32 protein-coding genes are annotated in these 23,790 nt (G+C 46.4%); 12 read left to right on the top strand and 20 right to left on the bottom strand.

Going from position 1 to position 23,790, the window contains the following annotated elements; translation table 11 throughout:
- Positions 1-487 precede the first annotated feature (487 nt).
- Entirely contained in the window at positions 488-1,846 is a 1,359-nt protein-coding gene (locus M1E03_RS10355; protein WP_023857362.1) for an MATE family efflux transporter, read from the top strand.
- A 42-nt stretch (positions 1,847-1,888) separates the two neighbouring features.
- Here the strand turns inward: M1E03_RS10355 and bshB2 are convergent, their stop codons facing one another.
- The 4 genes from bshB2 to rarD form a co-directional block, all read right to left on the bottom strand.
- Complete coding sequence (bshB2, locus tag M1E03_RS10350) at positions 1,889-2,554, bottom strand: bacillithiol biosynthesis deacetylase BshB2 (protein ID WP_025811289.1); 666 nt, start codon at positions 2,552-2,554, stop codon at positions 1,889-1,891.
- 16 nt (positions 2,555-2,570) lie between these two features.
- Positions 2,571-2,921, bottom strand: coding sequence for a YojF family protein (locus M1E03_RS10345; protein ID WP_458110767.1), 351 nt, complete (start codon positions 2,919-2,921; stop codon positions 2,571-2,573).
- A gap of 1 nt (position 2,922) precedes the next feature.
- Positions 2,923-3,198 carry a hypothetical protein gene (locus M1E03_RS10340; protein WP_023857365.1) on the bottom strand — a complete coding sequence of 92 codons (276 nt, stop codon included), beginning with the start codon at positions 3,196-3,198 and terminating at the stop codon, positions 2,923-2,925.
- Between the two features lie 74 nt (positions 3,199-3,272).
- Positions 3,273-4,205 (bottom strand): EamA family transporter RarD, encoded by a 933-nt coding sequence (gene rarD / locus M1E03_RS10335; RefSeq protein ID WP_043054341.1) that lies wholly within the window; start codon positions 4,203-4,205, stop codon positions 3,273-3,275.
- Positions 4,206-4,286: 81 nt separating this feature from the next.
- Here rarD and M1E03_RS10330 point away from each other — a divergent pair, with 81 nt between their 5' ends.
- Both M1E03_RS10330 and M1E03_RS10325 read left to right on the top strand, forming a co-directional pair.
- Positions 4,287-4,739 (top strand): germination protein GerT, encoded by a 453-nt coding sequence (locus M1E03_RS10330; protein WP_020451829.1) that lies wholly within the window; start codon positions 4,287-4,289, stop codon positions 4,737-4,739.
- Between the two features lie 228 nt (positions 4,740-4,967).
- Positions 4,968-5,666 (top strand): expansin EXLX1 family cellulose-binding protein, encoded by a 699-nt coding sequence (locus M1E03_RS10325; protein WP_020451830.1) that lies wholly within the window; start codon positions 4,968-4,970, stop codon positions 5,664-5,666.
- A 113-nt stretch (positions 5,667-5,779) separates the two neighbouring features.
- On the opposite strand, the gene M1E03_RS10320 is transcribed toward M1E03_RS10325, so the two are convergent.
- The 3 genes from M1E03_RS10320 to M1E03_RS10310 all read right to left on the bottom strand — a co-directional run bounded on the left by M1E03_RS10320 (position 5,780) and on the right by M1E03_RS10310 (position 7,196).
- Positions 5,780-6,058, bottom strand: a complete 279-nt coding sequence (locus M1E03_RS10320; protein ID WP_043054342.1) for a hypothetical protein — start codon at positions 6,056-6,058, stop codon at positions 5,780-5,782.
- 65 nt (positions 6,059-6,123) lie between these two features.
- Positions 6,124-6,870: an SDR family oxidoreductase gene (locus M1E03_RS10315; protein WP_025811284.1), complete on the bottom strand. Its 747-nt coding sequence runs from the start codon at positions 6,868-6,870 to the stop codon at positions 6,124-6,126.
- Positions 6,871-6,875: 5 nt separating this feature from the next.
- Complete coding sequence (locus M1E03_RS10310) at positions 6,876-7,196, bottom strand: winged helix-turn-helix transcriptional regulator (RefSeq protein WP_023857369.1); 321 nt, start codon at positions 7,194-7,196, stop codon at positions 6,876-6,878.
- Between the two features lie 134 nt (positions 7,197-7,330).
- Here M1E03_RS10310 and M1E03_RS10305 point away from each other — a divergent pair, with 134 nt between their 5' ends.
- Positions 7,331-7,951, top strand: coding sequence for a nitroreductase family protein (locus M1E03_RS10305; RefSeq protein WP_020451833.1), 621 nt, complete (start codon positions 7,331-7,333; stop codon positions 7,949-7,951).
- A gap of 44 nt (positions 7,952-7,995) precedes the next feature.
- On the opposite strand, the gene M1E03_RS10300 is transcribed toward M1E03_RS10305, so the two are convergent.
- Positions 7,996-8,601 (bottom strand): alpha/beta hydrolase, encoded by a 606-nt coding sequence (locus M1E03_RS10300; protein WP_020451834.1) that lies wholly within the window; start codon positions 8,599-8,601, stop codon positions 7,996-7,998.
- Between the two features lie 320 nt (positions 8,602-8,921).
- Between M1E03_RS10300 and M1E03_RS10295 the strand changes: the two genes are divergently transcribed.
- Together M1E03_RS10295 and M1E03_RS10290 are read left to right on the top strand one after the other, a co-directional pair.
- Entirely contained in the window at positions 8,922-9,125 is a 204-nt protein-coding gene (locus M1E03_RS10295; RefSeq protein WP_059230618.1) for a DUF3311 domain-containing protein, read from the top strand.
- Positions 9,125-10,606, top strand: a complete 1,482-nt coding sequence (locus tag M1E03_RS10290) for a sodium:solute symporter family protein (RefSeq protein WP_020451836.1) — start codon at positions 9,125-9,127, stop codon at positions 10,604-10,606. The genes M1E03_RS10295 and M1E03_RS10290 overlap by 1 nt, the downstream gene beginning before the upstream one ends.
- 43 nt (positions 10,607-10,649) lie before the next feature.
- Here the strand turns inward: M1E03_RS10290 and M1E03_RS10285 are convergent, their stop codons facing one another.
- The gene (locus M1E03_RS10285; RefSeq protein WP_020451837.1) at positions 10,650-12,047 is read right to left on the bottom strand and encodes a S41 family peptidase; all 1,398 of its coding nucleotides are present in this window, start codon (positions 12,045-12,047) and stop codon (positions 10,650-10,652) included.
- Between the two features lie 159 nt (positions 12,048-12,206).
- On the opposite strand from M1E03_RS10285, the gene M1E03_RS10280 reads away from it, so the two are divergent.
- Positions 12,207-12,917, top strand: coding sequence for a class I SAM-dependent methyltransferase (locus tag M1E03_RS10280; RefSeq protein WP_020451838.1), 711 nt, complete (start codon positions 12,207-12,209; stop codon positions 12,915-12,917).
- Between the two features lie 99 nt (positions 12,918-13,016).
- Positions 13,017-13,271, top strand: coding sequence for a hypothetical protein (locus tag M1E03_RS10275; protein WP_020451839.1), 255 nt, complete (start codon positions 13,017-13,019; stop codon positions 13,269-13,271).
- Positions 13,272-13,306: 35 nt separating this feature from the next.
- On the opposite strand, the gene M1E03_RS10270 is transcribed toward M1E03_RS10275, so the two are convergent.
- Positions 13,307-14,128, bottom strand: a complete 822-nt coding sequence (locus tag M1E03_RS10270) for a M15 family metallopeptidase (protein ID WP_020451840.1) — start codon at positions 14,126-14,128, stop codon at positions 13,307-13,309.
- A gap of 33 nt (positions 14,129-14,161) precedes the next feature.
- Positions 14,162-14,860 carry a purine-nucleoside phosphorylase gene (gene deoD / locus M1E03_RS10265; protein ID WP_003182742.1) on the bottom strand — a complete coding sequence of 233 codons (699 nt, stop codon included), beginning with the start codon at positions 14,858-14,860 and terminating at the stop codon, positions 14,162-14,164.
- Positions 14,861-15,068: 208 nt separating this feature from the next.
- Here deoD and M1E03_RS10260 point away from each other — a divergent pair, with 208 nt between their 5' ends.
- The 3 genes from M1E03_RS10260 to M1E03_RS10250 all read left to right on the top strand — a co-directional run bounded on the left by M1E03_RS10260 (position 15,069) and on the right by M1E03_RS10250 (position 17,167).
- Positions 15,069-16,076 carry a permease gene (locus tag M1E03_RS10260; protein ID WP_020451841.1) on the top strand — a complete coding sequence of 336 codons (1,008 nt, stop codon included), beginning with the start codon at positions 15,069-15,071 and terminating at the stop codon, positions 16,074-16,076.
- Positions 16,077-16,092: 16 nt separating this feature from the next.
- The gene (locus tag M1E03_RS10255) at positions 16,093-16,965 is read left to right on the top strand and encodes a TIGR03943 family putative permease subunit (protein ID WP_059230621.1); all 873 of its coding nucleotides are present in this window, start codon (positions 16,093-16,095) and stop codon (positions 16,963-16,965) included.
- Positions 16,966-17,035: 70 nt separating this feature from the next.
- Positions 17,036-17,167, top strand: a complete 132-nt coding sequence (locus M1E03_RS10250) for a hypothetical protein (protein WP_023857374.1) — start codon at positions 17,036-17,038, stop codon at positions 17,165-17,167.
- Between the two features lie 37 nt (positions 17,168-17,204).
- On the opposite strand, the gene M1E03_RS10245 is transcribed toward M1E03_RS10250, so the two are convergent.
- The 3 genes from M1E03_RS10245 to M1E03_RS10235 all read right to left on the bottom strand — a co-directional run bounded on the left by M1E03_RS10245 (position 17,205) and on the right by M1E03_RS10235 (position 18,471).
- On the bottom strand, positions 17,205-17,516 hold the full coding sequence (locus M1E03_RS10245) for a YodL domain-containing protein (protein ID WP_173636688.1): 312 nt from the start codon (positions 17,514-17,516) through the stop codon (positions 17,205-17,207).
- Positions 17,517-17,579: 63 nt separating this feature from the next.
- Entirely contained in the window at positions 17,580-18,191 is a 612-nt protein-coding gene (locus tag M1E03_RS10240) for a phosphatase PAP2 family protein (protein ID WP_229078789.1), read from the bottom strand.
- Between the two features lie 109 nt (positions 18,192-18,300).
- Complete coding sequence (locus M1E03_RS10235) at positions 18,301-18,471, bottom strand: YozD family protein (protein ID WP_020451846.1); 171 nt, start codon at positions 18,469-18,471, stop codon at positions 18,301-18,303.
- Between the two features lie 122 nt (positions 18,472-18,593).
- Between M1E03_RS10235 and M1E03_RS10230 the strand changes: the two genes are divergently transcribed.
- On the top strand, positions 18,594-18,728 hold the full coding sequence (locus tag M1E03_RS10230) for a hypothetical protein (RefSeq protein ID WP_043054348.1): 135 nt from the start codon (positions 18,594-18,596) through the stop codon (positions 18,726-18,728).
- Here the strand turns inward: M1E03_RS10230 and M1E03_RS10225 are convergent.
- The 6 genes from M1E03_RS10225 to M1E03_RS10200 all read right to left on the bottom strand — a co-directional run bounded on the left by M1E03_RS10225 (position 18,721) and on the right by M1E03_RS10200 (position 23,789).
- Positions 18,721-19,401, bottom strand: a complete 681-nt coding sequence (locus M1E03_RS10225) for a hypothetical protein (RefSeq protein WP_043054349.1) — start codon at positions 19,399-19,401, stop codon at positions 18,721-18,723. The two genes, M1E03_RS10230 and M1E03_RS10225, sit on opposite strands and share 8 nt — an antisense overlap.
- Before the next feature lie 165 nt (positions 19,402-19,566).
- Positions 19,567-19,788 (bottom strand): YozE family protein, encoded by a 222-nt coding sequence (locus M1E03_RS10220; protein ID WP_020451849.1) that lies wholly within the window; start codon positions 19,786-19,788, stop codon positions 19,567-19,569.
- Positions 19,789-19,873: 85 nt separating this feature from the next.
- Positions 19,874-20,155, bottom strand: coding sequence for a YokU family protein (locus tag M1E03_RS10215; protein ID WP_020451850.1), 282 nt, complete (start codon positions 20,153-20,155; stop codon positions 19,874-19,876).
- On the bottom strand, positions 20,152-21,561 hold the full coding sequence (kamA, locus tag M1E03_RS10210; RefSeq protein ID WP_043054350.1) for a lysine 2,3-aminomutase: 1,410 nt from the start codon (positions 21,559-21,561) through the stop codon (positions 20,152-20,154). The genes M1E03_RS10215 and kamA overlap by 4 nt, the downstream gene beginning before the upstream one ends.
- 98 nt (positions 21,562-21,659) lie before the next feature.
- On the bottom strand, positions 21,660-22,493 hold the full coding sequence (ablB, locus tag M1E03_RS10205; RefSeq protein WP_458110766.1) for a putative beta-lysine N-acetyltransferase: 834 nt from the start codon (positions 22,491-22,493) through the stop codon (positions 21,660-21,662).
- A gap of 27 nt (positions 22,494-22,520) precedes the next feature.
- The gene (locus M1E03_RS10200) at positions 22,521-23,789 is read right to left on the bottom strand and encodes a peptidase (protein WP_043054352.1); all 1,269 of its coding nucleotides are present in this window, start codon (positions 23,787-23,789) and stop codon (positions 22,521-22,523) included.
- Between the last annotated feature and the right edge of the window lies 1 nt (position 23,790).

Below are 23,790 nucleotides of genomic sequence, written 5' to 3'. Positions count from 1 at the left end.
CACCAATTCCTCCACGAAACCATAAATTGACTATATCATACATTTTTTTTGCCAACATCCGGAATTGGGAGTATCTTTTTTTTAGATCGAACGGCGTTTTACTATTTCATCTATAGATTCTTATTTCCTATCTTAATATAAAGATAAATGTAAAATTAACACTTAATACTCATTTGTTTTTGTATATCAATAGTCGTTATTTACTATTAGAAAACACATAAAAAAACTTCCGGTTTATTACCGCCGCTTTCATGCATGTTTCCTCCTTTTATGACGCATTTTAAGATATGGAGGTGAATCTTCTTGACCATTCAAAAAATATGTCAATATTTATGTACGTGTTTAGGAATTCTTTCTCTTTCCTTTATTTATGTGCAAATGTTTAAAAAAGCAAAACAGGCGAAAAAAGATTGAACAGACATTTATTGCATTTTATACATAACGTGTTATAATTTCTCTCGTTATCCAAAAGAAACGGGGAACTGATATGAGGGAAACAAAGGATTTGCGGGAGAAAACAAGGCAGTTTTTAACGATTTTAATTCCGATTTTGATTACGCAAGCGGGACTGTCGCTCATTACGGTTCTCGACACGGTGATGTCAGGCAAAGTCAGTGCCGCCGACCTCGCCGGCGTCGCAATCGGCTCGAGTTTGTGGACCCCGGTTTATACAGGGCTTGCCGGCATTTTGACGGCTGTAACACCGATGGTCGCCCAACTGATGGGGGCCAAGCGGCAAAAGGATGTCCCTTATACTGTTATTCAATCGATTTATGTGGCCGGAATCATCAGCATTGCCGTGATCGTCTCCGGGTACTTACTGATTGATCCGGTGCTTGAGAATCTCGATCTTGAACAGAAGGTAGCGGTCATCGCAAAGCAATATTTAATCTGCATCGGGCTCGGCATATTGCCGTTGTTTGTTTACAATGTGATGCGCTGCTTTATTGATTCACTCGGAAAAACGCGGGTGACGATGCTGGTTACGCTCTGTTCTCTGCCCATTAATTTTGTTTTGAATTATTTGTTCATTTTCGGGAACTTCGGCTTTCCAAAGCTTGGAGGAGCAGGAGCCGGTATGGCTTCCGCCATCACATATTGGTGCATTTGTCTGATCTCTTTATACATCGTCCACAAAAAGACGCCGTTTCACCAGTTTAGGATTTTTGGAACATTCTATTCATTTTCTTTTGCTGAAAGTATGAAACTGCTGAAGATCGGCATTCCGATCGGTTTCGCCATCTTCTTTGAGACGAGTATATTCGCAGCTGTCACTTTGCTGATGAGCCATTTTGACACGGTCACGATCGCTTCCCATCAGGCGGCAATGAATTTCGCTTCGCTTCTTTACATGCTTCCATTGAGCGTATCGATGACGCTGACAATTGTCGTCGGCTTTGAGGCCGGAGCAAAACGGTTTAAAGACTCGAGAACCTACAGCTATCTCGGCATTTCAATAGCGGTCGGTTTTTCATTATTCACCGCACTCATCATTTTACTGTTCAGAGAGCAAATCGCCGGTTTGTATGCGGCTGACCGGGATGTGCTGCTTCTGACAAAGGACTTCTTGCTATTTGCGTTGTTTTTTCAGCTGTCAGATGCCATCGCCGCGCCTATTCAAGGAGCGCTCAGAGGATATAAAGATGTTAACTACACGCTTGTCACAGCTCTCGTCTCGTATTGGATTATCGGGCTTCCGGTCGGTTTTGTGATCGGAACGTATACTTCATTCGGAGCTTTCGGGTACTGGATCGGACTGATCACGGGGCTCGCAGCCGGTGCAGTCGGGCTGTTTTTCAGGCTCAAACGCATTCAAAACCGCTATATTCACACTCAAAGCGTGTAAAAAGGTGCCGGGCTCATATGCCCGACACCTTTTTTGATCATTTTAATCATTCCATTGATAGGTCCAAAATGTTTCTTTTTCAAACCATGTCTCAACAACCGGCTCGCCATTGGCGAGTTTTTTCTCGATTTCTTTCATAAAGCCGCCTGTTTGAGATTTATGCGCTTTGAGCGCGTTCATTTTAATATCTGCGGCTTCTTTGATATCAAGAACGACATCAGGTTTGCCAAGAACCTCTTCCCTGTGGTGGGTGATGGCCATGCATAAGACGCGCGGCCGGTCTTCTTTCTTTTTCCGCGATAATGCCCTGATAACCGCGGCACCGCACGCATCATGGTCAGGATGAACGCCGTGTCCCGGATAAAACGTCACAACAAGGCTCGGGTTTACATCATCAATGACAGCCTCTATTCGATCGGCCAGTTTTTCTTCATCCTCGAATTCGAGCGTTTTATCGCGGTATCCGAGCATGCGCAAGTCCTGTACATCCATTTCCCTGCAGGCGTCGATCAGCTCTTGCTTTCTGAGCAGCGGAAGGGTTTCCCTATTGGCAAAAAGCGGGTCTCCCATATTTCTTCCCATCTCGCCCAGCGTCAGGCACGCGTATGTTACAGGTATATCTTCTTTTCGGTTTAAGGCGATCAAGCCGGCGACTCCGAAAGATTCATCGTCAGGATGCGGCAAGATCACGAGTAAATGTTTTTTCATCTATAACACCTTCTTTTTAGACTGCAAATGGCTTTTTGCTGATTTGAAGCGAAATGGCGAGTTTGCCGCCCGGCAAATAGCCGGCGAGAAGCAACCTTCCTTCATCATCAACCGTATAATTCGTCAGGCCTTCGGCGTAGATCCAGCCGTCTTCGATTTTCAAACCGGCGCGAAATGGCCCCTCGCCCGTGATTTTGGCGCGGGAGCATGTCACCTTCGCGTTTCTGATATACGCCACCACGGTCATGTTCTGCTCATCTTTATGCGCGGAATACGATCCGGTTGTCGTCTCCAAATGAATGTAAACAGGCTGGTTTAAAAATGTTTCCAAAGAAGCCTGCACATCTTCTTTTATTATTGCTTTCATGTTACTCCCTGCTTTCTTCGTTTGTTAATAACTCCAATCGTTCCGTATGCCATTCAATCAGCTTGAGCTTCATATCTGGTTCCAATTGTGAATTCACAATGCGCCGGATTGATTGATAGTATTTTTCGTGCTTCGTCTTTCTGAGCCTTGGATGGGTGCGGAGGTCGTTCAACTCATCATCAATCGCCCGATGAAGCGCCTGCCTGCCTTCTCCGTCCATCGTCCGGTTTTTCCAAAGGGTTTTATACGCCCGGAAAAGCTCTAGTTCGTCTGCCATGACGGAATAACCTCCGAATTGCTTCAATAATGTTTAATTATACATAATCAGTGCTTATTGAAAAGAAAAAGGGCTTACGGATGAAAGGAATTTTTTCTTTTTAAAAATACCTTCTCCGGTTTCTTCCATTGAAATTGCGAAAGTGTAAACAAAATCAGCGCCGCCCATATGCAGGTAAACGTAAAGACCTTACTGCTGCTGAACGGTTCATGGTAGACGAACACGCCTAAGCATAATGTAATGGTCGGAGCGATATATTGCAAAATGCCGACTTGATAAAGCGGAAGTTTTTTCGCACCTTCCGCAAATAAAAGCAGCGGAATCGCAGTTAACACTCCTGCCAAAAACAGCAGTACCATCATGCCGATGCTCCCTGAAGCGGCTTGAGCCTTTTCCGGATGGCTGAAGAACAACAGATAGATCACTGCAACCGGAGCGATCATCATCGTTTCCAGGGTAAGTCCTATGGCGCTTGAGAGCGATGTCCGCTTTTTCGCCAGTCCGTAGAGCCCGAAACTGAATGCAAGTATCAGGGCGATGTACGGCACGGAACCGTACTGGAAGGCGGAAATAAGCACGCCGAAGGCAGCGAGAAGAACTGCCGCTCCCTGCATCCGCGTCAGCTTTTCCTTTAAAAAGACAATTCCGAGCACGATCGATACGAGCGGATTGATGTAATAGCCCAGGCTCGCTTCAAGAATATAGCCGTTGCTGACAGCCCATATGTAGACATACCAATTGATCGAAATCAGAACGGACGACAAAATGAGCGGTATAAATTCCTTACGGTTTCCCGAAAGCGCGCGAAATGCTTTGACTCCGTTTTTCCACTGCCGCAAAACGAGAAGCACGCCGCACATGAAAACAAATGACCAGATAATCCGGTGCGCCAGTATATCGAGCGCAGCCGTCTGATCGAGCACTTTCCAATATAAAGGAAGGAGCCCCCACAGCAGATAAGAAAGCGCTGTGTAAATGATTCCTTTCGTTTGAGATGAATGATTCATGTCTGTTTCTTTCCTTTCTTCTCATCACTTTCCGCACTTTTTTGCATATACTGTACCGTCTATGTGAAAGGAAGTGTGATCGTGTTTGATTGGCAACGCTTTTTTCCATTTCAGCAGTTTTCCAAGGACGGATTAAAAAACGCTGACCCGAAAGATGTGGAGCAGTATATCCACCACATGATGAAAAGCGTTTTCGGCCCGGGGTATGCAGTTCAATTTCCTTTTCGTGACCCTCTCTCAAAAGAAACACAGGCGGCAGATGAATCTGATCCGATTGATATTTTTGAAACGACAAGCCATGTATTTGTTAAAATACCGCTCACCAAAGAACAGCTTAACCTTCTGAAAATTAAACATACTTCACAAACCCTGATCATAGAAAACTACCCTGAAAAAGGGCGGCAGGAAAAAGTCGTTCTCCCCTCTCTAGTGCGCAGAAAGGGTACGAAAGCAATATTTAAAGACGGCATTTTAGAAGTGATGTTCTTAAAAAATGAGGACTTTAACCTGTCTGAAATCGACATCACGTTTTGAAAACGGCCAGCTTGGCAAAGCAGGCTGTTTTTTTTCTTCCTGTACCATTTTAACACTAGTCCTCAAGGATGATCACCTCATTTGCCTGACATGCGGCTGAACTTTTACATTTCAACGGTGGTAGTCATTATTCCTTAAAAAATCTCTGTAACTATTTGCTCTTTCGGCTGTTGTCAGTTAGTCCTTATAATGATAATGGTTCTCAATTTATAAAACAGGAGGATGGATATGAAAAAGAAAATCAGCTTATTGATCACAGCAATGTTTTTGACGATCCTTTGTTTTTCACCTCAAGCTTCTGCAGCATACAACTCACTGCATAAGGGCTACGCCACTTACACGGGGTCGGGTTACTCCGGCGGTGCATTGCTTTTGGATCCTATTCCGTCCAATATGAAGATCACCGCTTTAAATCCGACAGATATGAATTACCGCGGAGTGAAAGCAGCTCTTGCCGGCGCCTATCTGCGGGTTGAAGGGCCGAAAGGAAAAACGACCGTCTATGTGACCGATCTGTATCCTGAAGGCGCGCCGGGAGCTCTTGACCTTTCACCGAACGCTTTTCGCCAGATCGGCGATATGAAAGACGGCAAAATCAACATTAAATGGCGTGTAGTCAAAGCGCCGATTACCGGCAATTTCACTTACCGGATCAAAGAAGGCAGCAGCCAGTGGTGGGCGGCAATCCAAGTCAGAAATCACAAATATCCCGTCATGAAAATGGAATATTACAAAGGCGGAAAGTGGATCAACATGGAGAAAACGGACTACAACCATTTCGTCAGCACCAATCTTGGGACAAGTCCGCTTAAAGTCAGAATTACAGATATCCGAGGAAAAGTCGTAAAAGACACGATCAAAAAGCTGCCGGAAAACGGGACGTCAAGCGCATATACCGTACCTGGAAAAGTACAGTTCCCTGACTGATCGATCCGGAAAGAATGAGACGGCGGCCAAAGGCGAAAAGATTCGCAAGCTTTGGCCGCCGCTTCATATTGGACATCCGGCATTTTAGATGCCAGCAACAATTGGCTTATTGATCAATAGCCCGGTCCCGCCCCTCTGAATGGAGCTGTGCCCGGAACACCTCCGTACGGAACGGCCCCAGGAGCTGACCCGTAGCCGTAATAAGGCGTGCCGCCGTAAGGTCCCGGGTATGGCGGCGGGTAAGCGTAAGGTCTTGGGTAGTTAAAAATCGCACTTCCGAGAAATCCGCCCAGCAATCCGCCGACAAGCGGCGCTCCAAAACCCCAGAATAACGGGAATCTGGCCGGGTATCCGGCAGGACCTGATCTCGAATAAAGCATATGAGGGTTCATTGGCTTTTATCCTCCTTTATGTCTGCCTATAGTAAAGGTATTCATAAAGTCGGGAAACGTTTGGGCTATTCTTCATAAATCATTTTTTTTGTCATTCCGCCGTCCACCGTCAAGTTTGTACCGGTGACAAAGCGATTGTCCGGATCGGTCAAGTAAAAGCATGCTTTGACGATATCCTGAGGGCGGCCGACCCTGTTTGACAAATGCTGTTCGTGGTCAATAGGCCGCAGGGCAGTATCATCACCGGTTTCGATCCATCCCGGGGAAATGCTGTTGACGACGATTGAATCTTTGCTTAAAGACGCGGCCAATGCGTGAGTCAAAGCGATTAAGCCCCCTTTTGACGCGGCATAGGCTTCCGAGTCAGGCTCGGACATAAACGCCCTTGTCGAAGCGATATTGACGATGGCTCCGCCTGTTTTCGCTTCTTTCATTTTTTTGGCGGCTTCTTTTGCGCAAAGAAACGCGCCTTTCAAATTGGTATTCAGAACATCGTCCCATTCTTCCGCCGTCAAATCATAAGGGGACTTCCAAACTGATCTGCCCGCGTTATTAATGAGCGCAGATATCGAACGGCCGTTTCGGGAAGCTTCCTGCATCAGCTGTTTCACATCTTCTTCAGATCCCACATCACAAGCTGCAAACTGAACCCGCGCTCCGGAAGCGGTCAGCTCTTTTTCAAGCTGTTCACCCTCTTCCTTCAGTACATCGGCGAATACGACGATAAAACCTTTTTGAGCATAGGCGGTCACAAGGTCTCTTCCGATGCCTTTGGCCCCGCCTGTAATGACGACTGTTTCTTTACTAGTCAATCCGGTCAGCTCCCTTCCGGATCGCAATGATGCTCGGCCCAGGTTTGTATCTCTCTGAGGACAGGCTCTAGCGCCGTTCCCTTGTCTGTCAATTGATAGATGACTTTTACCGGCGTTTCCGGCAGCACTTGGCGCTCGATTATTTTGCAGTGTTCGAGCTCTTTTAAACGTTCAGCCAGCATTTTTTGGCTAATCATCGGTATCATTTCGGTCAAGTCTTTAAACCGTTTAGGTCCATCCAACAATACATGGATGATCAATCCATTCCATCGTTTGCCGAGTAAAGAAAAGGCGGCTTCCATTCTAGGACACATTGTAAACCCCAATTCTCTCACCCCTCCATATCCAGTTGACAAATATAATGTGTGCCATTAAAATACTCAATAAAGTTACAAAAAGTAAGTTTCTAACTTTTTGTCTGACTCTATCATAACATGTTTAGCCCAAAGGAGGAAGTCACATGTCTTCACAAGAAAACACTGCTCTCAACATTCTGGAAGAGCGTACTTCGATTAAAGAATATGACACAAGCGTTTCCATTTCCAAAGAGGAGCTGACAAAGCTGCTGAGCGTCACAACAAAGGCTCCGTCAGCCTGGAATCTGCAGCACTGGCATTTTACAGTCTTCCACAGCCAAGAATCAAAAGATAAGCTCCTTCCGATCGCGTTCAACCAAAAACAAGTCAGCCAGGCATCTGCGGTTGTAGCCGTGCTTGGAGACTTACAAGCGAACCTGAACGGTGAAGCCGTATACGGCCCTCTGACAGAAGCAGGTTATATGACTGAAGACATTAAAAACACGCTGCTCGGACAAATCAACGGCGCTTATCAAAACAGCGGATTTGCAAGAGACGCCGCCTTTACTAACGCATCGCTCGCGGCCATGCAGCTGATGATTGCGGCTAAAGCTATGGGCTATGACACATGCGCGATGGGCGGCTTTGACAAGCAAGCGTTCGTTAAAGAATTCAACATCAATGAACGTTATGTACCGGTCATGCTGATTTCGATCGGAAAACCGGTCAAACCTGCGCACAAAAGCAATCGTTTTGATGTGTCTGACGTATCTACATGGCTGTAAACACGCTAAAAACCTTAGTCCCCAAAAAGGACTAAGGTTTATTTTTATGCTTTTATATGCTTTTCATACCAGATTTTCGCCTGGTCGATCTCGCTGTGTGTCAGCTGATGACCGCCGCTTTCCCAGTGAAGGAGCACTTGGGCGCCGGCGTTTGTGAAATAGCCGGCAAGCTCGCTTGATTCCTGCGGTGGGCAGAGGGGGTCTGTTTTGCCGGCTCCAATGAACACGGGCAGGCCTGTCATATCAGGGAGCTTGCGATTTCTAAACGGAACCATCGGATGATGCAAAATCGCCCCTTTCAGTACACGTTCATGACGGAACAGCAGACTTCCCGCGATATTGGCGCCGTTTGAATAACCGATTGCGACCACCCGGCTCCTGTCAAAGTGAAATTCATTTGCGGCTTCATCTAAAAACGCTTTTAATTCATCCGTCCGGTCGATCAAATCTTTCTCGTCAAACACCCCTTCTCTCAAGCGCCTGAAAAAACGGGGCATTCCGTTTTCCAGCACATTTCCCCTGACTCCGAGTAAATTTGCATCGGAATCAATCATCCTGCCGATCGGCAGAAGATCGTGTTCGTTTCCCCCTGTTCCATGCAATAACAACAGGGTGGTATCAGAATTCCCTTTCTCATATATATGATTCATTTCCTTTCACTCCTTTTCCCATTTTGTTTCAGCGATGTCATTGCGCCGGTGCTTTCCAGCGGTTCATCAATCAAAAAGCCCCCGTTCGCCCGTCTCTTTCCCATTCTTTTACTCAGCAGTCTCCTGCATGGTGATCCTCTTCATTCTGTTTTATCTCGAATTCAAGATATTAATTATTGTAAAGTTATACTTTCGAATATGCAAGCCAGAACGCCTGTTTAAATAATTTAAAAAATCACTTTTTTCTAATAATTATCTTGTGATTAAATCTGACAACTGCTATGATTATGAACATTAAAATCGCTAAAGGAGGAAAAAAGGTGAATCAACAGCTTTTTAAATGGGTTTTGTTCATCATCCCTTTTGTCGGGCAGCTTGCTTTGCTACCATTTGTAAACCGGATTGATCCGATCGTTTTCGGACTTCCATTTTTTCATTTTTGGCTGGTGCTGTGGATTGTGCTGACACCGATGATCACATTTGCGATTTACAGATTTGAGAAAAGAAACGGAGGTTATGAGTGATGCAGGGAAATTTAACAGCGCTCCTCATCACCGCCGGCATTATTTTGACCGTGGTCTGTATCGGGTTTATCGCCGGCAGCAATAAGCAGTCGCGGAAATCGGTTGAAGAGTGGTCTGTCGGCGGAAGGCGGTTCGGAGGGCTGCTCGTCTGGTTTCTTGTGGGTGCCGACTTGTATACGGCCTACACGTTTTTAGGATTGACAAGCACCGCTTTTACAAGCGGAAGCGTCGCTTTTTTCGCGATTCCTTATTCGGTTTTGGCCTATTTCATCGCCTATTTTTTTCTGCCGAAGATTTGGAAGGTTGCGAAAGTGCACCAGCTCACAACGCTGGCCGATTATGCAAGGGAGCGCTTCAGCAGCAAGCTCCTGTCTTCGCTTGTTGCGATTGTCGGCGTCTTAATGCTGATCCCGTATATCTGCCTGCAGCTCAGCGGAATTCAGGATACGCTTCAAATCGCGGGTACAGGGTTTATTAACGTCAATGTCGTCGTAATCATTTCGTTCGTCCTTGTCGCGCTTTATACGTTTTTCAGCGGCATCAAAGGTCCTACATACACTGCCATTATTAAAGACATTTTAGTTTGGGTGATGATGCTGTTTATGGTCGTTTCGTTGCCGCTCATCCATTTTAACGGCTGGACGCCGATGATTGACAAGCTGGCAAATGAAGCGCCGCATATGCTGACAATCCCTTCTGACGGACCTCGCGGAATCGCCTGGTTCATCACGGCATCGATCGTTTCCGCGTTTGCTCTGTTCATGTGGGCCCATGCGGCGACAGGCGTTTTCACGGCGAACAGCGCGGATGCACTCAGAAAGAACAGTATGTTTCTGCCGTTGTACAATATTGTATTGATTTTAGTCATTTTCTTAGGCTTTATCGCATTTCTCGTACTTCCTGATGACATTAACCCGAGATTTGCATTGCTGTATTTAATTCAAAGTTCCTACGGCGGCGTCACGCAAGGATTCGCCTATTCAACGATTGCCCTGGCAAGTCTGATCCCGTGTTCGATTATGGCGATAGGGGCATCCAACCTATTCGCTAACAATTTATACCGCGATTTGATCAACCCCCGCGTTTCGGGACAAAAGCTGACGATCATCACCCGCTCGATGGTATTCGTCGTCATCGGTCTGGCCCTTTTATTCGGAATGCTGTTCCCGGCAGCGCTTGTAACGCTTCAGCTGCTCGGTGTATCAGGCATGGTGCAGATATTCCCTGCCATCGTCATCAGCCTGTTCTGGAAAAACCAGACGAAGGAAGCGACGATCATCGGTCTTCTCATCGGCCTGGCCGTTACATTTACCGTTTATTTAACAGGTGCCACTTTCGGCATTTACGAAGGCTTCTGGGGGCTTACCGCCAACCTTTTGACCGTTGTCTTGTTGAATCCGTTTTTTGTGAAAAATGTAAAACACAATTCTGTGATCAGCTTTTTGTTCCATGCTAAGAAGGATGTGCAAAAAAGCGCTTGATCACTAAAAACCCTTGCGCTTCGTGTGAGCGCAAGGGTTTCTTTTATTTTTCTTTTTTTAAGATCTCTATCGCTTTATCCAGCTGCGTATCATTGTCAGCAAGCTTAGCCTGCAGCTTACTTGTCATGCTGATCGTCGTCTCGCCCGTTAGGATGCCTGTCGTTTTCAGCTTTTGGTCTTTTTGAAAAGCCTTAACGGCAGCCTCCGTCTGTGCGTCGAATGCTCCCGTCGCATTCAGCTTATAGCCGAGCGCTTGGAGCATTTGCTGGGCAGCTTTCACTTCGTCTCCGGTGCTGCCTGCCTTATACTCTTTTTTGGAATCCAGGTACGGCAGTTTAGCATAGCTTGGGAGCTCCGCTTTATATTGAGGTTTGATTCCTTTTTCGTGAATCCAGTCACCATTTGGCGTCAGCCACTTGGCAATCGTCAGCTTGACGGTCGATCCGTCGGAGAAGCTCTCCGCATTTTGAACCGTTCCTTTTCCAAACGTATTTTCACCCACAATCGGGATGCCTGAAGACTGGTGAAGTGCTGCTGCCATGATCTCAGCGGCGCTTGCCGTTCCTCCGTTGACGAGAACGACGGTCGGCTTGTTCACTTTTCGTTCCTTCTCAGCTTTGTACACTTCTTTTTTCCCGTTTTTGGATTCAACCTGCATAATGGTTTTGCCTTTATCGACAAACATGTTGCTCATCATAATTGCTTGGTCCATCAGGCCGCCGGGATTTCCTCTGAGGTCAAGCACAAATCGTTCCGCACCTTTTTCAGACAAGTCATCAATGGCTTTCGTCAGTTCCTTAGCGGTATTTTCAGAGAAAGACGTAATTTGGATTTCACCGATGTTGCCGCCGATCATTTTAGAGTACACCGTTTCGATCGGAATCGTATCGCGCTTAATCGTAACATCGATTTGGCCGACGCCTCCCCTGTTGAGAACAAGCTTGACATTCGTGCCTTTTTTGCCGCGGATCATTGCTGTCGCTTCGTTGACGGTCTTGCCTTTTACGCTTTTGCCGTCCACTTTCTGAATTTCATCATGCGGCTTTAAGCCGGCTTTTTCTGCGGGAGATCCTTTAATAGGCGCGACGATTAGAATTTGTCCATTTTTTTCTTCTACTTGGGCGCCGATTCCTTCAAAAGAAGAGGTAATGCTTTCTTCAAAGCTTTTAGCTTCTTTCTTATCCATGTATGTTGAATATGGATCGTCCAAAGCTCCAAGCATCCCTTTAATTGCCCCGTCAGTCAGCTTTTCATCGTCTGCATTTTGATAATAGTCGCTCTTGATTTTGTCGTACGCCGCCATCAGCTTTTCGAATTTCTCGGAGTCTGAAGCGGAATATACTGAACCGCCGCTGCCTTTGCCCACCAGATAAAGCGTCAGTGCGGAGGCGGCGACAGCCGTAATCAATACAGCCAAAAAGAGTTTTAACTGCTGTTTCAAACGAACACCACCTTTTCTTCTTACCATATTATCATGGACGAATCTTTATTCGTCAACTCGAATTACTCAGGATCCGATTTTCCGGGCTGCTGGCATTCGATCGTTTTTCAACCATTATTCCTTTTTTGCATATGCATACAAAAAAGGAGGGATCTCAATTTGAGCGATTATTTAGACATGCTTGCCAGCTTCGGCGTCTCATCCGCTCATCCTGGCGGTATGTCCCTGTCAAAGGCAGTGCTCGCCAAAGCTGGCATCGACCCTGAGCAGCCGATTCTTGATGCAGGCTGCGGAACCGGCCAGACCGCCGCTTATTTGGGGCAGCTGCTGTTTCCTGTCACTGCCCTTGACGCCGACCCAGTCATGATCGATAAAGCCCGACAGCGTTTTAAAAAAGAACAGCTATCCATTCCGATTGTCCACTCTCCCCTCGAGGAAATGCCGTTTCAGTCTGAAAGCTTTGCCTGTGTATTATCTGAATCTGTACTGAGCTTCACAGATATCCGGTCCGCTTTACAGGAAATCCGGCGGATTTTAAAACCCGGAGGGATGCTGATCGCGATCGAAGTGTGCCTTAAGGAAGGCAACGCTCTGACAGACGAAGCCAAAAAAGAAATCACGGACTTTTACGGATTCACCGCTTTATATGCCGAGAATGAATGGGTCAATGTCCTGCGGGAAGAAGGATTTTCAAAGGTTAGCATCATCCCTGTCCTATTGGAAGACGCAGCAGACCCTGATGACGCCGTCGAAATGGATTTGTCGCCTTCGATTTCCGACAAAAACTATGAAACAATGGAAAAACACCTGCATTACCTGGAAAAATACCGGGATTCTCTTGATCATATTATTTTTATATCACATCTATAAACCATCATTTGTCCTCCTTCTTTCGTCCAACCTTTTCTATTGAAACTGTCATAAGCTGACTAGGAATAGAATAGATTAGATGATGGAAGGAGCATTCAAGTGGACCGATATTATAGGTTTTGCCACCAAAATGTTGGCAGAGTTGCGAGAATCACCGACAAAGGAGGCCGCGTCCATGTCGGAAGAATCGTCCGTGTATCACCAAGCAAAGTGTATATCGCCCCGATGATCAGACGGGGAGGCCGCGGATTCGCCTACGGATATTACGGCGGCGGATGGGGTTGGGGCCCTGTATACGGACTTGGCCTTGGTTTAATTGCCGGTGTGGCCCTTGCAGGTTTGTTTTTTTGGTAACATGAAAAGGCCGATATCTATCGGCCTTTTCCCTTTTATATCTTTTTCACCTGTTTAAAATACTCTTCAAGCGTCAAGCCGTGTTCTTGGATGACTTTAGCCGCTTTTTTGCCTACATAGCGCAGGTGCCATGGTTCATACTTATATTTCGTAATGTCTTCTTTGTTTTTCGGATAACGGATGATATAGCCGTATTTGTAGGCGTTCTTCTCGACCCATTGTCCGTCTTTCGTATTGCCGAAGTCCTCTGATAAGGCGAAGCCGTTGCTTTTGCTGGAAATATCCATCGCAAGTCCTGTCTGATGCTCGCTTTGACCCGGATATGCCACAGCTTCTTTCGCCTTTTCTTCTCCCTTTTGGCTCACTTCGTTGTTATAGATCGCTTTTTGTCTGTCATAGGATCTGTAGCCGGACACCGCAGCCAGTTCATAGCCTTCTTTTTTCGCGGCACTGAACATCTCTTCAAGCGCTTTGGCGGCTTCTTTTCTGATATACCGCTTGTCGATATCCTCGGTAAAAGAAAACGCGACATCAGGCACTGTCAAGTCGCTCGGTGCATAGTTGCCGGGAAGCGCGTACTCTTTATTGACAAGCGCCAGTATGTTTTCCGGATTTTGAATCGTCGGCAGCCCGTCTACATCTTTAATTTGATTAAAATACTTGCTCTCAAGTATGAACTCCTGATCTTCCAGGCTGCTGTCGTCCTTTTGGTCTTTCGCATCTTTGCTTGCATTTGCAGTGTTCTGTGTTTTAGCCGTGTCATTTTGCTTCTGTTCAGTCATGGTACATCCTGTGCCAAGCAGAACCGCTGCACTCAGCAATGAAGCAATCGTCACGTATTTGTACTTTCCGTTCATTCGAATCCATCCTTTTTCAGTGCATGTATCTGGTTACAATGCGGTATCCAGAGCCAGCAGAATCATATCATTAAAGGTCGTCTGCCTCTCTTCTGCCGTTGTTTCCTCGCCGGTAATAACGTGATCGCTGACCGTTAAAATGGAGAGGGCTTTTCGGCCGAATTTCGCAGCTAATGTATAAAGCGCCGTCGTTTCCATCTCGACCGCAAGCACTCCATGTTTGGCAAGCTTCTCAATTTGGCTGTCGTCATTATAGAATTGATCCGCCGTAAACACGTTCCCTGCCGTAACCGGGATGTTCCGCTCACTTGCAGCGTCATAAGCAGCTTTTAACAGGCCGAAGTCTGCGCAGGGCGCAAAGTCGATCGATCCGAATGCCACTCTGTTGATTTGCGAATCGGTTGATGAAGTCATTGCCAGAATGACATCTCTTACATTGACGTCTTTTCTGATCGCACCACACGATCCGACGCGGATCAGGTTTTTCACATCATAGCTTCTGATCAGTTCATTGACATAAATTGAAATAGACGGCACACCCATGCCTGTCCCCTGTACGGAAACGCGCTTTCCTTTATAAGTGCCCGTAAAGCCGTACATTCCCCGTACTTCGTTATAACATTCAACGTTTTCCAAATATGTATCAGCGATATATTTTGCACGCAGCGGGTCTCCCGGCAGCAGCACCGTTTCTGCAATTTGTCCTTTTTCTGCGCCAATATGTACGCTCATGAATATTCCTCCTGCCTTTTTAAAGCTGATTGGTGATGATGATTGCAGCATCCACTCGCATATGTATTATAAACCAACATCGCGGAAAAAGAAAATAAAGCCCTGCAACGCTTCGGCATCATTCTTTTGTTGTCATGTTTAAAAAAGGACAGGCATACCTTTAAAAAAGAATCATTACGATTAGCTATTTCAGGATGGAGGAAAAGTGATGTTTCGTTCACTTAATAGTTATTTAATCGACTTTACCGGGCTTGTTGTCATCGGTGTTTTGCTATGCCTTGTGTCAGCCGGCGGATCGCTCGCCGCAGGCCTCCCCTTCCAGATTCCGGCTTCCGTTCAGCAGCTGAATACGATTTTCATCAGCATTTTAATCGAAGCTCTTCCCTTTGTATTAATCGGGGTATTGATCGCCGGTTTCATCCAGATTTTTGTAACTGAAGAGCACATCCGCTCGCTTTTTCCAAAAAACAGGTTTTCAGGAGTAATTGTCAGCTGTTTGCTCGGCGCTTGTTTTCCGGCTTGCGAATGCGGAATTGTCCCGATCGTGAGAAGGCTCGTCTCAAAAGGCGTTCCCATCTACGCCGGCGTCGGCTTTCTGTTGACAGGTCCGCTGATCAATCCGATTGTCATCTTATCCACTTTTATGGCATTTGGCAATGATTTGCGAATGGCCGTTTTAAGGGTTGCTGTCGGTTTTGCCGCAGCGGTCATCATCGCTTTTGCGATCAGCATGATGTTCCGCTCCAGCCAGCTGAAAACGGAAAGCAGCATAACAGCTGCACACTGCGCCCATTCCGGCAGACAATCCCCTTTTTCGGAAAAGCTATTTGATATGCTGAAACACGCTGTTGACGAATTCTTTGATATGGGAAGGTTTCTGATTATCGGCGCTTTAATTGCCGCACTTGTGCAAACCTACCTCCCGTTAAAATCGCTGTTTTTGTTCGGAGGGGGCATGCTCGACTCGGCATTGGTCATGATGGGACTGGCTTACTTTTTATCACTGTGCTCTGAAGCGGATGCATTTATCGGCGCCTCCTTCTCCAATTTGTTTCCTTCTTCGTCCATCCTTGCTTTTCTCGTATACGGACCGATGCTCGATTTAAAAAATACGGTCATGATGCTGCATGCGTTTAAGCCAAAGTTCGTCATTTGTTTGTCTGTTCTGATCACAGTTGTTGTCTATGTTTGTATCAAATTTGTCAGTTTGCTTTAGAAAGGAGGTTTCACCAATGGTTTTTCAGCCTCGGCAATTTTTGCGCGCACTCGTGTTGGCGGCTTTTTCCGTCTTTATTTTCAAGCTCCATTACACAGGGGAAATTGATAAGCTGATCAATCCGAAATACGATTACACAAGCCTCATCGCCGCAGGTGTGTTTGCGTTTCTGTTTATCATTCAGCTGACAAGGGTCTGGACGGTGAAGGATGACCACTCTGGAGATTGCGGCTGCGGACATGATCATGACGAATCAAAGCCTTTTTTCATCAGGCTGATGCATTATGGCGTAATCACGCTTCCCCTTATCACCGGATTCACCCTTTCCCCGGCTGTACTGAATTCGTCTGTCGCCGCCAATAAAGGGACGATGCTCACCAAAACGGAGATCGCCCCTCAAACCGAAGGCGAAAAGGAACATGTCATGACACCGGAGATTCAGCAGGGGCTCGCCGATTCAGCGATGCCGAAGTCGGCGTATGACCGGAAGATGGAGCAATTTAAGCATGAAAAGCGAATTGTCATGAATGACGATATGTTTGCAGACTATTATGATGAAGTGACAAGCCGTCTTGATCATTACATTGGAAAAGAAATCACGGTCAAAGGCTTCGTCCATAAGGAAGCGGGGCTGAGCGCACGCCAGCTCGTGCTGTCCCGATTTATGATCACGCACTGCATCGCAGACGCCAGCCTGATCGGGTTTCTCGCCGAATGGAGCGGCGCTGAGCAATTGCAGCCTGATACATGGATTGAATTGGAAGGAACGCTCGGCAAAGCATCTTATAACGGCGCTGTCATCCCGATCATCCGCACGAAGCGATGGAAGGAGATCAGCGAGCTGAAGCAGCCGTATGTCTACCCGGCCGCGATCAATATGACAGAATAAAGACGACTTTCTCTTGGATAAATAGCGGGGCGTTTAGTCATCCTATTTTTTAGGAAGGAGGTCATAAATGATGGGCAAAAAACAGCGAAACAGAGTCACCGGTCTGAAAAAGAACAACCACATCCCGACAAAGGACGTCATCGCGGCAGAGGATGCACACGAAAAGGAATTCAGCGCCAGAAAACGAAAGAATACAACATAAAAAAACTGCGGACAGCGCTTCCGCAGTTTTTTCAGCTTTACGATGACTGCAGCAAAATGCGGTTGATTTTGCTCCATCCGGTAGACAGCAGTTTATAATAGGTTTTTCCCTTTCTTCCTTCATCGATTAAAACGATGTCGCCTGTTGCAAGGAATCTCGCCTTATAATCATTCGGCACCGTGTCATAAACATTGAAAGTGGAAAATGTCCGTTCCAGCACATCTTCATGGGTTCTGCCGTTTATTTCCGTTCTGTAAACCATTTCATATCCCTTATCTTCACCAAAGCAAGGCGTTTGAAAAATCGTCACATCATAAGGTGTCAGCTTCTTTTTAAACAGTTGAAACATTAACGGCAATACAGATCCCTCCTTTTTTTATACAATTGGCGCTTCGCGGCTCAATCCCTTTGACTACTTTTGTCGAACAAGCGGGTACTTTTCGCCAATTTTTTTGAAGATGAAAAACAGCGCCAGACCGAGAGAAAATCCTGAGATGACATCAGTCATATAATGAACGCCGAGATACATGCGGCTGATGCCGATGAGTCCGACGATAAGGCCTGTCCACATGTAAAGTGCGCGACTGCGTTGTTGAAAAAAAGGAATGCAGAGCAAAAAGAGATATGCGATAAACGGATATATGCTCGCCGCATTCATTGAATGGCCGCTCGGAAAGCTGTGTGACGATTCGTGGACGAGCGGGTTTATCGCAGGGCGCTCTCTGGCAATCCAGCCTTTTAAAACTTCATTGGCCGTTCTTTCAACAAAAAACAGCAAATAAAGATACAGTGATGCCGCTGCTTTTTTATAGACGGCAAGTACCAAGGTTAAAGCAAGCATCAGCGGCAGCATGAAGCCGCTTGACCCAAGCTCTGTCACCGCTTTAAAAAACGCTGTGACAACCGGGTGTCTGACAGATTCGAGAGCCTGTATCACGCTCACATCAAACGATTGAACCGCCGGGATGCGGATAAGAATGGCCATCATTGCAAAGACAGCGGCTGAAAATAGTGCTTTATACATTGAAAAAATCAGTGCCTCCTTGTCATTGTTTTTAAACATTTTACACCCGGCTCCCCCGCTGGGCAAATATATAAGAAAAACCGGAGCAGGTGCGCCCCGGTCCCTTTTTTCAATCCTCTATATGCTCATCTATCATACATTTTGCAATCAGATAATCAAAGGTGATATCGGCAATTTCGAACAGTTCGTCCTCGCTCGGTATGTAGCCTCTTCTTGTCAGCTCTAGATAAAAAAAATCAGCGATTTCTTCTGTATCTATCATCAGTTCAATTTCTTTCATTGTGATCGCCTCCTTATTCTGATGTATGAGCTGGCATCCGGTTTTATAACCGGTTTGTCATAATGTTTGTCCTCTGTCATATACATGTCGTAACAAGACAAAAGCCGGAAGGGGAAAAGAAAATGATCCGAAAAACGCTTGAAGCACTTGACGGAGAAGGGTTTGACCTGGTATTAGGGAAGGTCTTAAAAGCCATGTTCGGCCTCATTGTGTTCGGCTGTTTTCCTTACTTTTTATATTTGTTGTTTATCATTTGAAATATTCTTTCAGGCTGCTTAACACAAACTCCATCATTTCTTTATATTCCGCATCCTGAAACATTTCATACAATACTTTATAGTCATTGTAAATATCAAGCAGCTCATCCACGACAGCAACTGCCATGTTGCGTTCATGTTCTTGCTCCTCGGGATCCCCCGCGAATGGCAGAAACACCTTTTCAGATATCGGTTCATCAAGCTCTTGTCCGGCTTCGCCGACATAATGAACAAACAGAAGCTGATGGACGAACTGGTCCATTTCGTAAGTTCTGAGGACGAGCGTTAAATCTTCTTCTTCCGTTTCAAGCCATTCCCCGTCTTTCAAACGGGTCAGCTCGTAAATGATGTCTTCCCAGCCATCCTCCACATATCTCCAAATTTCCGTTCTGTGCCCGGTGATTTTAAACAATTCTTTGCCGTAATCTTTTACATAGACGACATCCCCGATTAAAAATTCATATTCGATATCAAGCTTTTCCGTATCGACAATGACCCCGTCATAATCTTTGTAGAGCTGAAGAGAAGTCTCAAAATAAAGCACTTCATTATGATTGACTTCATACAAAAAATGCTTATCGATTTTATGAACTTTTGTAATCGTTCCGACCGTCCCGTACATCACGACAACGACAACATCCCCGACTTTGAATTTAGGCGCGTTTGACTTCATATTTGGATTCCCCCTTGCCTTGAAGCTTCCGTGTTACGCTTATCGTATGCTGAGTGCTGTTAATTCGCATGGGCTAAGGTTACAAAGCCCGATGAGTTTTCCGAAAAGCCCAGCCGGCTTTAGGCGAACGTAAAAAATCCGCAGTTATTCAGAACTGCGGATTTTTTATCGCTTTGTTTCCGAAATATATTGCTCCCAAGCCTCATCAAATGTCGTCATTGACGATAAATAATCCCCATTAAGCTCAAGGTAAGAGCTGATTTCATCGTAATGAGTTGATGTCTTGGGAAATCCGTGATCAAGATAAGCGTGGTTCGCAAATTCGCTGATCGCGTCCTTCGGTTTCGGATGGCGGTATTTCATTAAATAATGGTAAAAAGACTTCACGGTCTCCCCTCCTGTCCTCTTTTGATGTTCTATTATACAGGGCGTCTGAAAAAATACAAACAAAAAAACCGGCAAAAAGCCGGCTTCATGAAGAAAAATCAAAGTAATTGCGCTTCAATATGCGCTCTGTTTTCATCAGCGCATCATACGAAACGGACGAAGGCAGTTTTTTTGTATCGATCAAGAGCAGCTGATTTTCAATTTCCCAAGTGACATTGTCCTCCTGATAGACCATGCCGCAGCCTTCGCATTCCACCGCAGGTGTATCGGTGATTTCGATCGCTTTTGTCCCGTCAGGAAGCTCCCAATAAACCGCCGTGCGGGCTTCCCCGGCTTTTTCTTCACTGCACCATTCACACCTCTTCATTGCACACGCCCCTCAGCTTCGCCTTCTTTTTTTTGCTGGGCAAGGAATTTCTTTTCTTTCAATTCATCGCGCTTTGCCCGGCGGCTTTTCAATGTTTCATGATCGGGCCTTGTAGAATAGCTCTCCCTTCTTTCAAGCCGTTTTAAACCGTCCGGTGTGTATGAAAGAGCTTGATCCGCATAGATTGCGGATATGCCGATCTCCTCTTTTTCCTTCATTACATCAGGGAAAATTTCGGCAAAATAGTCGTCCGCTCTTCCCGGAATATAGTTCTCAGGCTCAGGATAAGATGTAATGACACCTTCAAAATTGCGGAGCACGACTTTATCGGGGCTTTGCGAAATCAAGTAATTCGGCTGTATGGCGATTTTTCCGCCCCCGCCCGGCGCGTCAACGACAAAGGCAGGGACTGCATAGCCGCTTGTGTGTCCGCGCAAGCCTTCAATGATTTCAAGACCTTTGGAGACAGGCGCTCTGAAATGGCCGATTCCTTCAGACAAATCGCATTGATAGATATAATACGGACGGACTCTGATTTTCACCAAATCATGCATCAGCTTTTTCATAATGGAAACGCTGTCATTTATACCAGCCAAAATCACGGCCTGATTGCCGACCGGAACCCCGGCGTTGACCAGCTTCTCACAGGCTTCCTTCGCTTCCTTCGTGATTTCGATGCTCGTGTTGAAATGCGTATTCAGCCAGACGGGATGATACTTTTTCAAAATGCTGCAAAGTTTGTCGGTAATCCGCTGCGGGAAGACGACCGGGGCTCTCGTGCCGATCCGGATGATTTCCACGTGCGGGATCGCACGGAGGTTTTTCAAAATATATTCAAGAATTTGATCGTTAATGAGAAGACCGTCCCCTCCTGAAATCAGGACATCCCTGACATCGGGCGTATCCCGGATATATGCGATCGCCTGATCGAGCTGCTTTTTCGGCACGCCCATGCCGATTTGTCCGGAAAAACGCCGCCTTGTACAGTACCTGCAGTACATCGAGCATTGATTAGTGACGAGAAACAAAACCCGGTCCGGATAGCGGTGGGTTAAGCCGGGGACAGGCGAATCTTCATCCTCATGAAGGGGATCTTCAAGGTCGTATTTTGTTTTGTGCATTTCTTCTGCCAGGGGCACCGACTGCATTCTGATCGGACAGCGCGGATCATCCGGATCCATCAGTGAAGCGTAATACGGCGTAATATTTAAAGGGATCGTCTTTGTGGAGATTCTCACCCCTTCTTCTTCCTCTTTCGTAAGATTGACGACTTTTTTCAAATCGTCAAGCGTTCTGACGGTGTTGGTCAGCTGCCAGATCCAGTCGTTCCATTTTTCCTCAGGAACATCTTTCCAAAGCTCAATATCCTTCCAGTGCCTTTTCGGCTGAAACAGACCGTTTTCCATCTTTCATCCCCCTATCAGCATTTTCCCTATACTTTTCAGGTTATGTGACCGGTGTGAAAAGTGTCTCTTCAAATATAAAACCCGCGGAAGACCGCTTTTTAAGACCAGCTTAAATTTTTGCACCAGATGTTCATGTTCTCGATGGTTTTATAAATGAGGCAGTTGTTCAAAAGCCGGCCCCTATATGAGTATGATAAATGATAAAGACTGGCGTTCATCCCGAAAGAAGCTGCTCTTGCGATTGAATAAACGTAAAAGATACCCGCTTGTTTCAAATCGGTTTCGAGTGCGGCAATCAGCCGCCTCGTCAATGAAAAGCCCCTGTATTCCGGCAGGACGGCGCAGTCTGTTATTTCCGCATTCCCCAAAACGGGATTCACGTCTGCACCTGCTGATGCAATCACTTTTTCCCCGTCAAAAGCGAGGTAGTAAACGGCCCCTTTCCCCATCGCTTCCTTAAGATATGCCGGATCTGAAACAGGCGCGGGGTATACAGGAAAGACGCAGTTGTAGAGATCGGCGAGACCAGGCGCATCACTGGAGGCGGCCCTCCTGATTTGAAAGGAAGCGTTTTGGGCCTCCGCGATGCGGGGAGTGCTGAACAGCTCTGTCAGCATTTGATCCTGCGCAAACCAGTCAGCGGTTTTTCGCCTGTCTTCTTTCACATATTTTACGAACACGTCAGCATCATGCCCGTTAAAGTATCCGTCAATTTTCCCTTCCTGTTCAAACGTCCGCTCAAGCAAAGCGTTTCTGTCATTCGTTTTGGTGAAAACGATCATTTTCCCTATGCCGTGTTTTTTTGCTTCTTTCAATATGGCGGGGAAAAATGAACACACATCGCCTTCATAATTGATGATTCTGATTCTTTTACTGAACAAGTCGACATCCGCTTCAAGCGTACAGCTGTCATTACTCCATTTTTCCACCATATTTAACCTCCAAAACAGCTGATCTTTTCACCGTTCATAATCACACCAATTCATAATAAACAGGCTGATGATTTTGGCTGACTGAATCAGGGCGTCTTTTTCAATGTATTCATTTGCCTGGTGGGCCATTTTCGTCTCTCCCGGTCCGAAGACGATGACAGGGGTGCCTCCGGCGTGCGACAATATTCCGCCGTCTGTCGCCCACGGGGAAGCTTCGATTAGGGGATCGTTTGCCGTGATGGTTTGATAGGCGGATTTCAGCACTTTCGTCAGTTCATGGTCTTCAGCCAAATCGTTCGGGAGCCACATGGCGCCGAACCATTCTATGTCAACAGGGTAGTGTTTAAACCATTCATCATGGTATTGAAGATCATTGAGCCAGTTTTCAAACTCGGACTGGACGGCTTCAGGAGATTCGTTCGGAGCGATTCCGCACCTTCCTTCCAGTGTCACCGTGTCAGCGACCGATGAAGGCCATGCGCCTCCTTTGATCGTGCCGATGTTAATCGGAACCGGAATCGGGATATTGTCATACAAAGAATCTGTTATTCTCTTATTCCTGACCTGTTCAAGCTGGCGAAGCGACTGGATGACAAGCATGCTTTTTTCAACGGCGCTGACACCTTCATATCTTGTGCCGCCGTGTGCAGAAAGCCCTTTGACCGTGATTCTGAACCACATCGACCCCTGCTGCTTAATAAACATTTTCATATTTGTCGGCTCGGGAATCAAAGCGCCGTCCGCCTTGTAGCCCCTCATGACGGCCGCCAGCGTCCCGGCTCCGCCACACTCCTCGTCTACGACACTTTGAAAAATCAGGTCTCCTTTTAATTGAACCCCGCATTGCTCCAGCGCTTCCATCGCCATTAAAAGAGCCGTATTGCCGCCTTTCATGTCAGTTGTGCCCCGGCCGTATATCCGTCCTTGCTTCATGACCGGCTGAAAAGGCTCCGTCTCCCAGTCTTTTCTGTTTCCTTCAGGCACGACATCGATGTGTCCGTTTAAGATCAGCGATTTCCCGCCGCCCTTTCCTCTTTTGACAGCCGTAATATTCGGGCTTTCTTTAAAGCTTGTTCTGTCTGATTTAAACAGCGGGTGCTGTTCCAATTGCTTCATGCTCGGCTCCCAGACATCGATTTCAGCTTCGAATTGCCTCAGTTTCTCCAGGACGACAGCTTGGGCGGTAAATTCACTGCCCATTGTGCTTTTTTCTCCGACGAGTTTTTTCAAAAGGCGAACCGCTTTTTTCTCGTGCGAATCGATCCAATCGCACACCTTTCTCTCTATGTTCTCCATC

It is taken from the genome of Bacillus sp. PK6-013 (assembly GCF_054161445.1).
Note: the sequence above shows the minus strand (reverse complement) of the source record. Positions and strands in the feature narration are given on the sequence as shown.

Coding starts and splice junctions, on each gene's coding strand:
- M1E03_RS10215 (WP_020451850.1), bottom strand. CDS start 20,155: ATGAAGAGGTGTGAATGGTGCAGTGAAGAAAAAGCCGGGGAAGCCCGC.
- M1E03_RS10290 (WP_020451836.1), top strand. CDS start 9,125: ATGCAGGGAAATTTAACAGCGCTCCTCATCACCGCCGGCATTATTTTG.
- rarD (WP_043054341.1), bottom strand. CDS start 4,205: ATGAATCATTCATCTCAAACGAAAGGAATCATTTACACAGCGCTTTCT.
- M1E03_RS10250 (WP_023857374.1), top strand. CDS start 17,036: ATGGGCAAAAAACAGCGAAACAGAGTCACCGGTCTGAAAAAGAACAAC.
- M1E03_RS10260 (WP_020451841.1), top strand. CDS start 15,069: ATGTTTCGTTCACTTAATAGTTATTTAATCGACTTTACCGGGCTTGTT.
- kamA (WP_043054350.1), bottom strand. CDS start 21,561: ATGGAAAACGGTCTGTTTCAGCCGAAAAGGCACTGGAAGGATATTGAG.
- M1E03_RS10225 (WP_043054349.1), bottom strand. CDS start 19,401: ATGAAGTCAAACGCGCCTAAATTCAAAGTCGGGGATGTTGTCGTTGTC.
- M1E03_RS10235 (WP_020451846.1), bottom strand. CDS start 18,471: ATGAAAGAAATTGAACTGATGATAGATACAGAAGAAATCGCTGATTTT.
- M1E03_RS10240 (WP_229078789.1), bottom strand. CDS start 18,191: ATGTATAAAGCACTATTTTCAGCCGCTGTCTTTGCAATGATGGCCATT.
- M1E03_RS10255 (WP_059230621.1), top strand. CDS start 16,093: ATGGTTTTTCAGCCTCGGCAATTTTTGCGCGCACTCGTGTTGGCGGCT.
- M1E03_RS10245 (WP_173636688.1), bottom strand. CDS start 17,516: ATGTTTCAACTGTTTAAAAAGAAGCTGACACCTTATGATGTGACGATT.
- M1E03_RS10305 (WP_020451833.1), top strand. CDS start 7,331: ATGTCTTCACAAGAAAACACTGCTCTCAACATTCTGGAAGAGCGTACT.
- M1E03_RS10345 (WP_458110767.1), bottom strand. CDS start 2,921: ATGAAAGCAATAATAAAAGAAGATGTGCAGGCTTCTTTGGAAACATTT.
- M1E03_RS10320 (WP_043054342.1), bottom strand. CDS start 6,058: ATGAACCCTCATATGCTTTATTCGAGATCAGGTCCTGCCGGATACCCG.
- M1E03_RS10325 (WP_020451830.1), top strand. CDS start 4,968: ATGAAAAAGAAAATCAGCTTATTGATCACAGCAATGTTTTTGACGATC.
- M1E03_RS10300 (WP_020451834.1), bottom strand. CDS start 8,601: ATGAATCATATATATGAGAAAGGGAATTCTGATACCACCCTGTTGTTA.
- bshB2 (WP_025811289.1), bottom strand. CDS start 2,554: ATGAAAAAACATTTACTCGTGATCTTGCCGCATCCTGACGATGAATCT.
- M1E03_RS10355 (WP_023857362.1), top strand. CDS start 488: ATGAGGGAAACAAAGGATTTGCGGGAGAAAACAAGGCAGTTTTTAACG.
- M1E03_RS10270 (WP_020451840.1), bottom strand. CDS start 14,128: ATGAACGGAAAGTACAAATACGTGACGATTGCTTCATTGCTGAGTGCA.
- M1E03_RS10230 (WP_043054348.1), top strand. CDS start 18,594: ATGATCCGAAAAACGCTTGAAGCACTTGACGGAGAAGGGTTTGACCTG.
- M1E03_RS10200 (WP_043054352.1), bottom strand. CDS start 23,789: ATGGAGAACATAGAGAGAAAGGTGTGCGATTGGATCGATTCGCACGAG.
- deoD (WP_003182742.1), bottom strand. CDS start 14,860: ATGAGCGTACATATTGGCGCAGAAAAAGGACAAATTGCAGAAACGGTG.
- M1E03_RS10340 (WP_023857365.1), bottom strand. CDS start 3,198: ATGGCAGACGAACTAGAGCTTTTCCGGGCGTATAAAACCCTTTGGAAA.
- ablB (WP_458110766.1), bottom strand. CDS start 22,493: ATGGTGGAAAAATGGAGTAATGACAGCTGTACGCTTGAAGCGGATGTC.